Genomic DNA, 13,418 nt, shown 5'->3' on the forward strand with positions numbered 1-13,418 from the left:
AAAAGCCGAAACAACCAAAAGTCTCTTTAAATAGAGAAAGTTATTTGGAACAGATGTCGGTTAGTAAAGTCAGCAGGTAATATAAAAATATATGGGTAGTATTTGTGAGTGATAACGGAGTTTCTGTTGATAAGTGCGATCCTAGCAACACAATTTCTATGTACAATTTATTAACATACGGCCGTGCAATTAAGGAGTAGCGCATGACGAAGACCCTCTTTCGCCAATCATTTCTTTTTGACAGCCTAGATCTTGAGCAAGAAGTGTTTGCAGGACAGACCGTACTGAGTAACGGTGTTCAAATTAAGCTTCATCAACGCGGTGTCTTGGAAGTGATTCCCGCGGATTTTAATTCTGAAACCAAGAACATCATTTTTTCAACCGGTGTTCATGGCGACGAAACTTCACCAATGGAGCTGATCGATAAGCTCATTGAGGATATTGAAACAGGTTTCCAAGTAGTAAACGCGAGATGCTTGTTTATCATAGCTCACCCAGAAGCCACTAACGCGCATACTCGTTTTCTTGATGTGAACATGAATCGTCTGTTTGATGAAAAGCAGTACGAGAGCAATCGAGAAGTGGATATCGCGAAGAACTTGAAGTTCTTGGTGACTGAGTTTTACAAAGAAACGGAACCTGCCACTCGTTGGCATCTAGATTTGCACTGTGCAATCCGTTTATCTAAGCATTACTCGTTTGCAGTGAGCCCTAAAGTTCGCCACGAAGTACGCAGTAAAGAGCTGTTTGATTTCATTAACAGTGCGCACGTGGAAGCAGTGTTGTTGTCAAATGCGCCAACCAGTACATTCAGTTGGTACAGTGCTGAAAACTTCGAAGCGCAAGCACTGACAATGGAACTAGGGCAGGTCGCGAGAATTGGTGAGAACCAACTTGATAAGCTAACGGCTTTTGACTTGGCGATGCGTAACTTGATTGCTGAAGTTGAGCCAGAGCATTTACCTAAGCGAACCATCACTTATCGCGTGAGCAGAACCATTGTTCGTTTGCACGATGACTTTGATTTCATGTTCTCTGATGACGTAGAAAACTTTACGGCATTCAAGCACGGAGAAGTGTTTGGTCATGATGGTGATAAGCCATTGATGGCGAAGAATGAAAACGAAGCAGTGGTATTCCCAAATCGTAACGTGGCTATCGGTCAACGAGCGGCCTTAATGGTGTGCGAAGTTGAAACACGATTCGACCACGGTCAGCTTGTATACGATTAATACTGAGCTGGGTTAAAGCGACGAAAACAACCGCTCAACTGGTTGAAATATCAAGGTTCACATTACTGTGTGAGCCTTGAGTTTATTTAGGGATACAGGTAAGGTTACGCGAACAATTTCAAAGTAGCTTGATATGGATTTCCAACAACTTCTTCACCAAAAACAGCGCAAATGGACCCGAGCCATTTATCTGATGGCAGCACTGCTTGTCGCGCTGAGTGCGATTTACCTAATGGTTGGCGATCTTTTCATTTCCCCTCTGGGCACCTTGTCCACGTTAGAACAAAAACTACTGGTTGATTTACGCTTACCTCGACTATTGGCGGCTATTGCTATCGGGGCAGGGTTAGCCGTATCTGGCGCAAGTTTACAAGTCTTATTGGGTAACGTATTAGCAGAGCCCGGTGTGCTCGGCATTTCTGGTGGTGCAAGCTTGGCGATGGTTATCGTACTGTTCTTCTTGCCGTTTGCTCCTACCCCAGAACTGTTCATGATTGCCGCCGTTTTAGGGTCACTTTGTTTTACCGTGATTCTAGTGAGCATGGTAAAAACCATGCGACTCACCACGGCTAAATTACTGCTAGTGGGTGTCGCGTTAGGCATTCTTTCTGGCGCGATGGTGACATGGGCGTTCTATTTTAGTGATGACTTAAGTCTACGCTTATTGATGTATTGGCTGATGGGCAGCTTAGGTGGCGTCACTTGGTATCAACACTCGCTCACGTTGGTGATGATCCCCGTGATTATTTGGCTGTGCCTGCAAGGTAGTAAGCTAGATAAGTTAATGATTGGCGAAACGCATGCCGCACAGTTAGGCGTAAACGTACCGAGATTGCGCTGGCGTCTAATTTTCGCCGTGTCTATTTTAGTCGGCTGCGCGGTAGCTTTAGGTGGCGTGATCAGCTTTGTTGGCTTGGTTGTGCCACACTTGTTGCGTTTAGCGATTGGTACTGATAACAAATACCTTCTTCCTTTGTCTGCCGTTGCTGGCGCTGCGTTGTTGGTGTTTGCTGATATCTGTGCAAGAACCTTATTAGATTCCGCAGAGCTGCCTTTGGGTGTGATGACCACCAGTATCGGTGCGCCTATCTTCATTTGGATGTTAATTAAAAATCATGATTCAAATTAAGAGCCTGAGCGTCGGCGCTCGTTTATTACCACTATCATTTGAGCTCAAGCAAGGGCAGGTGACTCACGTTATCGGCCCTAATGGCAGCGGTAAAAGTACCTTGCTCGAAGCGGTATCTGGAATTGGTGATGGTTACAAAGGCGATATAAAGATCGACGGGCAGGATTTGTCGGAGCTGTCTTTACAAGATTTATCATTGTATCGCGCTTACTTGTGCCAAAGCGCAAGGCCAGCCTTCAACTTAGAAGTGTTCCAATATCTTGCATTGTCACTGCCAAGCTCCTCACACGGCCTTGATGCTGAAATCAACGCAGCTTTGGAAGAAATCAGCCAGATGCTAGACATTGCAGACAAACTTCATCGCTCAATTCAGACACTGTCTGGTGGTGAATGGCAACGCGTACGTTTGGCGGGAATGTGCCTGCAAATTTGGCCGACACTTAACCCATACGCGAAGCTGCTGATCCTCGACGAACCCGCAGCTCCGTTGGATATTGCTCAAGAAGCCTTGTTGTACAAGCTTATCGAACGAGTGGCTGAGAAGGGCATCGCCGTGATCATGGCTAACCATGATTTGAACAGAACACTAAGACACGCAGACCAAGTGTTGTTGCTCGATAAAGGTGTACTTCAAGCATCAGGCTCAGCTGATCAAGTGCTTACCCCTGAGCAGCTAGAGTCCGTGTTCAACACCGAAGTCAAAAGTATCTCAGTCGACAATCAGACCTATCTGCTGTTTGGTTAACTTAAGCTCATCAATACAAGGCAATCTATATGTTTAGATATATTCAACGACGACGAATCAAGAAAGTAATCAAATCACTTTCTGCAAAGTTGGTGAAAGCGTACGGAAGCAGTGACTTTTTCTCTATTGGGCAAGTAGAAACGAGTTCATGTGAATTAAGTAAGCGCCAACAACTGGTTGCCTTAGCATTGTTTGCTGATCCACAAGACCTTGCTGCTGAAATTGCTCCAGCCATTCAATTGCTGCGTAATAATGTGTCTAATGACTTCTTCGGTGGTGAGGAATATAACGCGCGTGATGTACTTAATTTGTTGGGCGGTGGCGGTTGGAAGGGCGGTCGTATGGACGATGATATGTCGAATCGATTTGGCATGAATAGCCGCTATTAGTTTAGCTCGTTCAAATTAACGTTTAATGATTTATCCATTTATAAACGTATACGCTCAATAGCTTAGCGACTTTACAGCAGTCTCAACAACGTAATAATAATGATGATAAAAAGCACTCAATATCATTATTTATGCGAGCGTTTCACTCCAATTAATTCAATGAAAAAATACCTTCCTAGCGATCTATTTTCTTAGGGAATGCGTAATTTTTGTCGGTAAAAATTGATAATTCGAACCAATATCATCTATCTACAACGCATTTGTTTGAGTTGTGTGATGCTGATTCCTATTAATATAAAACCCGCTGTTATTGATAAAATTGACGTATATATTTTTCGTTGTTCTTTAAGTCGGAAACTATAAACCTTCGAATTACAGTGCTGGTTGGTTAGTAACCAATTGGTTTTGTGTTTAGGGTAAAATAATAGAGAGTGGGAAAGTGACAACAATAAATAATAATATTCTAAAAATAGCAGTGGGTATGGCTATGCTATCGAGTGTGCCGTCAGTGGCAAATGCTCATGGTTGGTCTGAGTTTCCAAGCGCGCGTCAGAACATGTGTTACGAGCAAGGCGGGATTTGGTCGGGTACACCACCTAATGCTGCGTGTGCTCAAGCAAAAGACATTTCGGGTTCATACCCGTTTGTTCAACGTAACGAGTACGCGAAAAATGTCCAAGATTTCAATAATATCAATGCTGTAAAAGCGGCGATTCCTGACGGCACGTTATGTTATGCCAACGATTCGCAAAAACGCGGCATGGGTGCGCCTCATACTGGTTGGACTCGTACCGAGCTAAATACTGGTACGTTTGAATATGTATTCAATGCGACAGCGCCACACAACCCTTCTTTCTGGGAGTTCTACCTAACGAAACCAAACGCGGACCTAAGCAAAGGCCTAGCGTGGGGAGACTTAGATCTTATCCAAGAAGAGGGTAACGTTCCGGTTAATGGCGGCAAGTACCGCATTAATGTCACTATTCCTTCAGACCGTTCTGGCGATGCGATTCTATTCGTTCGTTGGCAACGTGATGATGCTGCGGGCGAAGGCTTCTACAACTGTTCAGACATCACTATCGCGGGTGGCACAACCCCTCCACCAGAGCCGGGTCCAGAGCCTGATCTAGTGCGTGGTGACCTGTTTGTTTCTGACCAGTTTGGCACGCCAGAAATTGGTGATACGGTTAAATACGACATCATCAACAAGTATGGTGAAGTAGCGCGAAGCTTCGACATCGTTATCGACGCTTCAAACGTTAACGATTGGGCTCGTTTGTTAGCTTCAGAAATTAATGGCTGGCACGAAGAGTTTAAAGATGGCGCGATCTTCATTGGTGACTGGCATGCTGAAATGCAGCACTACATGTACTTCCAAAACGATCCTTCACGCAACTTCTTCAACTCAAAAGATAGCCGTGCTTCTGGTCAGTTAACGCTGATTGACGGTGGCGACGGTGGTGTTGAACCATTGAAAGGTGATATCTACGAGCTAGTGAAGAGTGACAACGTAGTGAATGCTGGCGACAAAGTTGTAATTGCAACAAGCGAAGCGGCGACATTGACTCAAACTCAAGGTACTTCTGTAAGCATTCAAAATAACGGCACGGCTTCTATCGTAGTTGATACCACTGGCATCACTGCAAACGAAACTTTATCGTTTATGGCTAGCTCGATTGAAAGCGACAGTGTTGAAACCTTCACTTTTGAAGTAATTGCCGATGACGGTGGCGTGACACCAGACCCAGATCCAACGCCGGATCCTGATCCGACTCCTGACCCAGACCCTACGCCAGATCCAGGTACGTGGGACTCATCAGCGACTTACCTTGGTGGCGAAGTCGTGACTTACTCGAACCAGTCATGGAAAGCACAATGGTGGGTTCAAGGTGGCACTAACCCTAAAGCGACTTACGAAAATGACAAATGGGGCGTTTGGCGTCCAGCCAACTAATCTTAACTATTGTTAGTTAATTAGCCTTGCAATAATAACCAAGACACCACACTTTTTGACGAGTGTGGTGTCTTTTTTAGTCTCTGCATTTGCGGTTTTGAATGTCATCAGCCTAGAAAAAGTGATTCAGGAACGGAGTCTTAATCACTCAGCACGGCTCTATAAGAAGATGAGAGTTATATAGAAAACAAGAGCTATATAACGTTTTGTAATGTGTTGACGAATTATTTCAGAATAAGGTTTTCTTTAATCTCATCGTTAAGATACCCCTGATCAAAATCTGGTGTCATAAATTCGACGGAGGAGGAGTCTAGATAGCTGGTTTCTAGATGACTCGGCTCTAGATAATGGGGGTCTAAGTGATCAGCACTTACGTAGGTGGGAATCGCAGAAAACAAAACGATACTGATCGCTGCAGCGATATTAATGGCTTTGTTGCGTTGAGGAGTCATTTTCATAGTAGTGCCCTCGAAAGGTGGGCAAATCCATCTGCCTATGAGAATTGAATCTGAGATGTTTAGAAGTCGTAAGACAAACCAAGCGTAATGATATTGTCGTTGTCGATCGGGCCCATCGATTGGCCGTTCAAGTAAAGGTCACCTTCGTTGGTATTGAAGTAGGTGTATTTCACGTAGGGTGTCCAGTCGTCGATGCTTTTAGAGAGAACGACTTCGTGCTCATTGGTACGGTAGTCGCCTTGATGAAAGATTACGTTGTCATCGTTGTGGGTAAACCCGCCATTGGATCCATCACTGTTTTCGTGAGTGTATTGATAAGCTAAATCCCAGCCTGCGAGTGAGTACCCCGCACCGGCGATGAACTTATTGGTGTTGATCGTGGTGTCGCTTACATTCTCGAGTACTTGCCCTGACTGGTTATATCCCAATCCACCGAATACATTGAAGTTGTCGTTCACTTGATAATCGATAATACCTTCGATTAATAACTCTTCACCGTTGTCCCATTTACCGAGTTCACCGTATAGGTTGAACGTGAAGGATTCGCTGATGTGAAAGTCGTGTCCGTAACCCGCGGCTAGCCAACCCTGGTCATCAAAACCTATATAGACTTGTCCATTTTCTGAGGTATCGATTAATGCGCCAGCTTCTGTGGTGTAGACACCGTTATCAGCAGCATTAGAGGCAACGTTTTGTTCGATGTAAACTTGAGTCGAAGTCGCAAACGCTGCGCTGCTGAGTAACGTAAGTGGTAGAGCAATAAGGTTAAGTTTTTTCATGGATTCTCCAGTGTCGTTCTATTGAATTAACTTGCTAGAGAGTATGTGATTAAACTGAATTTATATTAATAGGGTTAACTTTAGTTAAAACCTCAGTTTCATTTATGTTTCCTTAATGCTGATTTGATTGCTTCACGGGTTTTGATGTGCTGTTCGTCTTTAGCGTAGCGGCGGTGATAGAGCATTCGAAACGTGATCGGTCTTAATTTGATGGGGATAGGGTGAACGCGTAAGCCAAGCGCTGGTGCAAGCATTTCTGCAAAAGAGCGAGTAGAAGCGGCGATATAATCTGTCGTGCTTGCCAAAATCAGCATGCTTGAAATTGAGCTGGTTTCAATTCTGACTTTTCTCGGCTCGATATCGCTCTCTGATAAAAACTCGACCGTGTTCATGTTGGCGCGTTTGATCTTGAGCGCAATATGTTCCTCTTGGAAATACTCTTCTTTACTTAGTGTCTCACCAATTCGAGGGTGGTTGATTCGAGTCAGACACACGGGCTCCTCATCGACGATGGTTTCTTCAATCAATGAGTGTTTCTTACTCGAAAGTACATCAATGACGATATCTACTTTTTGTGCAGTAAGCGCATCAAACAGTTCTTCCTCTTCGAGTGGCGCTTCCGTAAAGCTTACGCCTTCAACCTGGCTAACGAAATGAAGCAAGCTCTCTGTGCAATAGACTTTAAGGTCATTCTTTTGCTGCTCAACCGTTCCAATGATGTTCAATGGGTCTTCTATCTTATTAGCGAGTGATACCGCTGCTCCAGTGGGCGCGATACCTCGTCCTTCTCTCACAAATAAAGCCTTGCCCACGACACCTTCGAGTCTCTTAATCGCCGCGCTTACCGCGGGTTGAGAAATATCGAGCTGCTCTGATGCCACGGTGATAGAGCTGTGTTTGTAAACGGCCAAAAATGTCGTCAGTAGATTAAGGTCCAAATTCAGTTCCCTCTATTCTTATTGCCACTCATCCAAATCATGGTGGAGTTATCATTAACTCATAAATGAAATGGAGGTTTTAAGTAAAGTTTACACTATATATCAAGGTTCTGTTTATTAATAAACTTGTTTGCATCGGAGTGAGGAAGGAACTTCATTCATTTACTAAATACTCAGACCGATAGGTGAAACTATGAGAACTTTCGCAAAATTATCAATCATCTCTACAGCAATGATCATCACGACCACCGCTTTTGCTGCTGACCCAATGATGCAATACAACACCAAGCAAACTAACTCTGATATTCAAAAACTCGAGAAATTTGAATATCACGAGGGTGAAACCCTTGAAGAGTATCTGAGCACTCAACCTAAGGGGAACTTGTACTCTTCAGAAGAAGAGGTGCTTTCTGTGTTAATGGGCGGTGTAAACAATGGTGACTATCGCAAAGAAACCAATTCAGGTTGGAAAGAAGGCCTGATGTTTGAGGGCATTGCACCTTATGGCGATCACATGGTGTCGGGCGCCAACTGGTTCCCACGCACTGAAGAAGTTCAACCGGATGAAATGCGTGTCACGTTCATGGGGACATCACCAATGATTCGCCCGGGGCAGGCAAACACCTCGATATACGTCGAATTGGGTAACGGCTCTAACTTTGTCTTTGATTTAGGTGAAGGATCAATTGCGAACTACGTAGCGGCGGGTGTCGCGATGAATGAACTCGACCATATCTTCATTACTCACTTACACGTAGACCATTACGGCTCGTTACCTTACCTGTATCAATTTGGTGGTTGGAATGGTCGCTGGGAAAAGCCGCTTAACATTTATGGTCCGAGTGGTGCGACTCCAGAATATGGCACTCGTCATATGATTGAAGGCATGCAGCAAATGTTGAACTGGCACACCGACGCATTTGATGTGTTCCCATCAGGCAACGACATAGTGGTACACGAGTTTGATTTCCGCGACGACGGAGGTGTTATCTATGACCAAGACAATGTGGAAGTGATTCACTGGCGACGCAGTCACGCAAAAGATGGCGCGTCTGGTTACCGCTTGAATTGGACTCAAGATGACGGTCGAGTGCTTTCGTTTGTTTGGACAGGAGACGGTCGCCCAACCGAGTTAGATTTGAAATACGCAAAAGGTGCAGACTTGTTCATTACTGAGCTGCAAACCGAAACGTTTGGTGTGTCTTCGATTATTCAAGGTGTGCCGCCATTCTTAGCACGTTACACCGTTGATACTCACCATACACCAGCGTACGCGGCGGGTTATGTGGCGAATGAAGTACAACCGCGCTTGTTCATGACAACGCACATGACATTCGACCCATATCTCAATGAGGAAACCGTTGCAGAGGTTCGCCACCATTGGCAAGGGCCTTACCACTTCGGTGCGCCAGATGGCATTGTCGTTAACATGACTAAAGATAATGCGTGGGTTCGTGAAGGTATTTTACCTGATTTCCCGAATGCGCGAGCGCCACAATTTGATATGGCCGATGGGTCTGATTTTAGAATTCCATTACCGAAAAACAGCCGTGAAGACATACAAGAACAAGAGATTCGTGATTTAGAGTTGGATCCAAAACTGTACTACCCAGAAGGCTACCACCCAGAGCTGTTGACTGAGTGGCCAGTCGACCGTGACATCGTGATCCCAGCTGAACAAGTACCAGAAGCAATGAAGCAAGGTATGAACACCAAGCAAGAATACATGGATAGAGTGCGTGCTCACCACAACCTTGAGCGCAAGTCGGTAAGTCGTCCAACTGAGCCTGGTGAAGGAGCAGGAACCGACAACAAATAGGGTATTTGCAGTGAGGGCTGATATTGCCCTCACATCCTAAAAAGTTAGGTAAATAAACCCATTCTCTTACTCAATCATAAAAACTATTGCTTACAACATCTTTGCTTAGAATATCTGGAGTTCATTATGAAAAAATCAATTTTAGCGGTCGTCATTCTATCTTTAGTGTCAGCGTCTGTTTTCGCTAACGGACAATCCAATGCTCACAACTATCAACCTGGTGCGACGAATAACTCAGAACGTTTAGCGGATATTGATCCTAACTACGAACTGACCTTACCTTCAGAAAAAGAAGGCTACACCATGTATGACAACCAATCCATGTCAGATGGTGGGACCTACACAACGTATGTCAAACCGAATCCTTCCGATGCAATGCATGTCGCCGATGAAGGCTCGCTAAAAATAACGCATGGAGAAGGTGGTGTCATTATGACGGAATACACCACAAAGAATGGGCAACACACGTTTTCAGTGATGTGCGGCTACACTTCGGGTCCATCATACTGGGCTGACGGAAAACCAGCGAAGGTATGTGAAGAGGCGCAAGCACTAGCGGTTGCATTGGAAGCAAAAGGTGAATGGGAGGTGAAGCCAATGACTTACACCATCGCACCAGCAAGAATCGTAGTTGATAAGTGATTTTTGTCTATAGAACGCTCGTTATATCGAGCCTCGTTATCCAATCATATTGATTATTTGTAGTGAGACAGAGGGGTACTCAGGCTGAAATGGTCTTGAAGTTCCCCTTAACTTAGCTCATCTCACAAGAAGCTAAGTCAGCCAACTAATCAAATTTGTATTCGAAAATACAGAAGGTCTATCCCATGAAAAATACCATTAAGCTACTGGCTATCGCATGTGTTTTACTTACTCCAATGCATGTCGCCGCTGCCGAACATAATCATAGTCACAATCATTTTAACCCTGAATTAGAGAAACTTGGCGACGATATTATTGGTCTAACCGTGTGTTACAAAAATGGTCATCTATCAGATGAGAATCAAGAGCCTGCGTTTATGAACCTTATCAACCACGCCAATGTAGAAGGTGAGGAGCTGGGGATGTTCTACATGGACAAATTGGGCCCTAAAGCCGAGCAAATCATGAGTGATGATGAGGCTCGACGTTTATGGACCGAAGAATATTGTGCTGATTTAACTGATACCTATTTGGACTCACACAAGTTAGCTCAAAGAGCAAATGAACACAAAGGTTATTCCCACGGACACGATCATGGTCATCACCATAATCATGACCACCATGGACATGGCGATTTAACGCCGGAGGTACTTGAGCAAGATATTGAGAGAGGGCGTTTACTCAGTATCAATTAAGCCCAATAAGATAAGTTCATCTAACCTATTGTTAAATATTCACTATTTGTTAGTGTGTTTAGGTGCACATTAAGGATGTGTTTCATATTTAGCGATGAAAATAGTAGGAGTTGCGATGAGTATTATAGTGAGACGGTCTGAACCGTCAGATGCAAAGGGAATAAAAGAAGTTTACGAATGCACTAATGCTTATACCGGTACGCTGCAACTCCCAAATCCATCTCTGGAAAGCTGGCAAAAACGAATCTCTAATATACCTGACAACGTGTACTCGTATGTCGCGATGATCGACGATGAGATTGTTGGCAACTTGGGAATGGAAGTGTGCGTGAATCCAAGAAGACGACATGTGGCTTCATTTGGTATGGGTGTTAAAGACGATGTGCTAGGCAAAGGTGTGGGTAGTCAGCTGCTCGCGACCGCGATCGACTTGTGTGATAACTGGATTAACATCAAGCGAATGGAGTTAACGGTATACACCGATAATGAAAGAGCGATCAGCCTGTATAAGAAGTTCGGTTTCGTGATTGAAGGAGAGTCCGCAGGGTTCGCTTTCAGAAATGGCGAATATGTGGCGGCTTATCATATGGCTCGACTGGTATAGCATTTAGCTACGATTAACACACAGCTACGATTAACACAGTTAGAATTAACTGACAGATAATAAAACGCCACGTTATTTAAACGTGGCGTTTGCTATTTTGGTGCGCTGGTGCTTTAAAGAGCTACAGCCATAACCTTAGTTCAGTCGTAAACTTAGTTAAGCCGTTAGTGGCTCAAGGTTCGCAGGACGGTAGTGTACAGATTTTAGTACTTTACCTTGGCGAACTGTCTTGCCTTCAGATACGAAATCTTCCGCACACTTAGCGATGATGTATTCGCCTTTTTGAACCGCCATCAGCTTGATGTTCTGCTCAGCATAGAAAGCTTCTGTTTCAGCGTATTCAGTTTCGTTGCGACATACTTTACTCATGTTGCTTGAGTGTACTTCGTCCCAGCAAGGTAAGAAGTCAATTGAGCGGTTTTTAGAAACATTCAACAGTAGGTCGATCAGGTAGCTGATTGCTAGGTTGTCTTCAACCTTAGCTTGGCCAAGGTGAACCAGACGTCCCATCAAAACATAAACGCTGTCTACGATAGCGTCCGCTTGTTCGATTTTAGAGTCAGCTTCTGCAAGTTCTGTTAGTTCTTCGATCGCTAGAGAGGTATGTAGCGTATCGCCTTTTTCGTCCATTGTTTCAGGAGCAGCAACCGGCAGATCAAAAGTACTGCGGAACTCTTCAATGTCGCGGTAAAGGTGATCGTAGATTTCTTGGTTTAGTTGAGAAAGGTTCATATTCCTATCCATTTTGTTTCGTTAATGGACCATTTTAACAAAGGTAGGAATGGGGTGCTAACGCAAAGTGGAAGAACGCGACTTTTATTCATTGGACCAATGAGGTATTTTGCATACAAACTAATTGATTATTATGTTTTTTTACACTTTACTCTTCTTAATATACGAAATATTAATGTTGCCATTAATGTCAGCAGTAGTGGAATCCCATTTATGAACCAAGCCAGTGAAAGCGAAATTGTTATACGCCGCTTGTATCAAATCACCAATGATTATCGAAAGGGCTTCGATATTCAGATTGCTCAGTTGCTCACAATGGGGCTTGAGCGTTTCGATTTAGATATTGGTATTCTGTCGAAAGTAGATGGCAACACTTATCTAGTAGAACATTGCGTGACTCCAGAAGGTGTCGACTTAAAAAGCGGTGACATGTTCGACTACCGTTCGACGTATTGCGAAATTACCTGCAAGTCGAGTGGCCCTATCTGCATTGAACACTGCGGTAAACACAAAATCTACGCGAGACATCCTGCTTACCAATCCTTTGGCTTAGAATCTTACATTGGCATTCCCATTTTCGTCGACGACGAGCTCTATGGCACTCTAAATTTCTCGAGTGGTAATCCGTATTATCGCGAGTTCAAAGAGTTTGATATTGATGTAATGAAGTTAATGGCCTCGTGGATCGAAGTGGAATTGGTTCGAAGACAACAAGAGCATAAGCTGCAAGAGTTGAACGAGAAGCTAGAATACCAAGCTTTATATGACCCTCTCACTCATCTACCGAATAGACGTTGCTTGTTTAAAACGTTGAATGCGGAAGTCGAGCAGTTAAAAGGCTCTTTAGGAAAGGGAACCTTGGCGGTTGTCGACATCGATTTCTTTAAGGTCGTTAATGATACTTACGGTCATCAAATGGGTGATGTTGTCTTAAAGAAAGTGGCGAACGTGCTGAGCAATAACACTCAAGAAGGTGAGTTTGTGGCGCGCTTTGGTGGCGAGGAGTTCATTCTTTGGTACCCAAATAAAACACCAAGTTGTGTTGAAGATAAGTTCATGACTCTTTTGCAAGAGATGAAGAAAATCACACTGGATAGAAAGCCTGTCACTATATCAATCGGTGCATGTCATTTTGAGTTGAGTACCGGGGATACCAAAGGGGAAAGGATGTCGGCGTTAGATAAGCTCATCAAAGTTGCCGATGAGTGTCTGTACATTGCGAAACAAAATGGACGAGATCAGTTCATTTCTCGTCCATATCATCAAGAGCGCTCAGGAATATGAGCCATCATGTTAGCGATT

14 protein-coding genes are annotated in these 13,418 nt (G+C 44.1%); 10 read left to right on the forward strand and 4 right to left on the reverse strand.

Annotated elements, in window-relative coordinates:
• Positions 1-203 precede the first annotated feature (203 nt).
• From AB4263_RS07760 to AB4263_RS07780, 5 genes are all read left to right on the forward strand, one after another.
• Positions 204-1,232 carry a succinylglutamate desuccinylase gene (locus AB4263_RS07760; protein WP_372098028.1) on the forward strand — a complete coding sequence of 343 codons (1,029 nt, stop codon included), beginning with the start codon at positions 204-206 and terminating at the stop codon, positions 1,230-1,232.
• 133 nt (positions 1,233-1,365) lie between these two features.
• Positions 1,366-2,361, forward strand: a complete 996-nt coding sequence (gene btuC / locus AB4263_RS07765; RefSeq protein WP_017065523.1) for a vitamin B12 ABC transporter permease BtuC — start codon at positions 1,366-1,368, stop codon at positions 2,359-2,361.
• Entirely contained in the window at positions 2,348-3,106 is a 759-nt protein-coding gene (btuD, locus tag AB4263_RS07770) for a vitamin B12 ABC transporter ATP-binding protein BtuD (RefSeq protein ID WP_372098029.1), read from the forward strand. The genes btuC and btuD overlap by 14 nt, the downstream gene beginning before the upstream one ends.
• A 29-nt stretch (positions 3,107-3,135) precedes the next feature.
• Positions 3,136-3,495 (forward strand): DUF6559 family protein, encoded by a 360-nt coding sequence (locus tag AB4263_RS07775; RefSeq protein ID WP_102320089.1) that lies wholly within the window; start codon positions 3,136-3,138, stop codon positions 3,493-3,495.
• Between the two features lie 487 nt (positions 3,496-3,982).
• Positions 3,983-5,449: a lytic polysaccharide monooxygenase gene (locus AB4263_RS07780; RefSeq protein ID WP_372098051.1), complete on the forward strand. Its 1,467-nt coding sequence runs from the start codon at positions 3,983-3,985 to the stop codon at positions 5,447-5,449.
• Positions 5,450-5,673: 224 nt separating this feature from the next.
• On the opposite strand, the gene AB4263_RS07785 is transcribed toward AB4263_RS07780, so the two are convergent.
• The 3 genes from AB4263_RS07785 to AB4263_RS07795 form a co-directional block, all read right to left on the reverse strand.
• On the reverse strand, positions 5,674-5,907 hold the full coding sequence (locus tag AB4263_RS07785; RefSeq protein WP_102393880.1) for a hypothetical protein: 234 nt from the start codon (positions 5,905-5,907) through the stop codon (positions 5,674-5,676).
• A 59-nt stretch (positions 5,908-5,966) separates the two neighbouring features.
• Positions 5,967-6,686, reverse strand: a complete 720-nt coding sequence (locus AB4263_RS07790) for a hypothetical protein (protein WP_102393881.1) — start codon at positions 6,684-6,686, stop codon at positions 5,967-5,969.
• Between the two features lie 98 nt (positions 6,687-6,784).
• On the reverse strand, positions 6,785-7,624 hold the full coding sequence (locus AB4263_RS07795) for a LysR family transcriptional regulator (RefSeq protein WP_017068280.1): 840 nt from the start codon (positions 7,622-7,624) through the stop codon (positions 6,785-6,787).
• A gap of 193 nt (positions 7,625-7,817) precedes the next feature.
• Here AB4263_RS07795 and gntH point away from each other — a divergent pair, with 193 nt between their 5' ends.
• The 4 genes from gntH to AB4263_RS07815 all read left to right on the forward strand — a co-directional run bounded on the left by gntH (position 7,818) and on the right by AB4263_RS07815 (position 11,384).
• Positions 7,818-9,443 (forward strand): guanitoxin biosynthesis MBL fold metallo-hydrolase GntH, encoded by a 1,626-nt coding sequence (gene gntH, locus AB4263_RS07800; RefSeq protein WP_017068281.1) that lies wholly within the window; start codon positions 7,818-7,820, stop codon positions 9,441-9,443.
• Positions 9,444-9,569: 126 nt separating this feature from the next.
• The gene (locus tag AB4263_RS07805; RefSeq protein ID WP_017068282.1) at positions 9,570-10,085 is read left to right on the forward strand and encodes a hypothetical protein; all 516 of its coding nucleotides are present in this window, start codon (positions 9,570-9,572) and stop codon (positions 10,083-10,085) included.
• A 185-nt stretch (positions 10,086-10,270) separates the two neighbouring features.
• Positions 10,271-10,780, forward strand: a complete 510-nt coding sequence (locus AB4263_RS07810; RefSeq protein WP_017068283.1) for a hypothetical protein — start codon at positions 10,271-10,273, stop codon at positions 10,778-10,780.
• Positions 10,781-10,895: 115 nt separating this feature from the next.
• A complete protein-coding gene (locus AB4263_RS07815; RefSeq protein ID WP_048658534.1) occupies positions 10,896-11,384 on the forward strand; it encodes a GNAT family N-acetyltransferase in 489 nt (162 codons plus the stop codon).
• A gap of 156 nt (positions 11,385-11,540) precedes the next feature.
• On the opposite strand, the gene AB4263_RS07820 is transcribed toward AB4263_RS07815, so the two are convergent.
• Positions 11,541-12,116 (reverse strand): nucleoside triphosphate pyrophosphohydrolase family protein, encoded by a 576-nt coding sequence (locus tag AB4263_RS07820; protein ID WP_304564037.1) that lies wholly within the window; start codon positions 12,114-12,116, stop codon positions 11,541-11,543.
• A gap of 213 nt (positions 12,117-12,329) precedes the next feature.
• Here AB4263_RS07820 and AB4263_RS07825 point away from each other — a divergent pair, with 213 nt between their 5' ends.
• Positions 12,330-13,400: a diguanylate cyclase domain-containing protein gene (locus tag AB4263_RS07825; protein ID WP_372098030.1), complete on the forward strand. Its 1,071-nt coding sequence runs from the start codon at positions 12,330-12,332 to the stop codon at positions 13,398-13,400.
• Positions 13,401-13,418 lie beyond the last annotated feature (18 nt).

The sequence above is a fragment of the Vibrio sp. 10N.261.55.C5 genome, from assembly GCF_041470505.1.
Classification (GTDB): Bacteria; Pseudomonadota; Gammaproteobacteria; order Enterobacterales; family Vibrionaceae; genus Vibrio; species Vibrio crassostreae_C.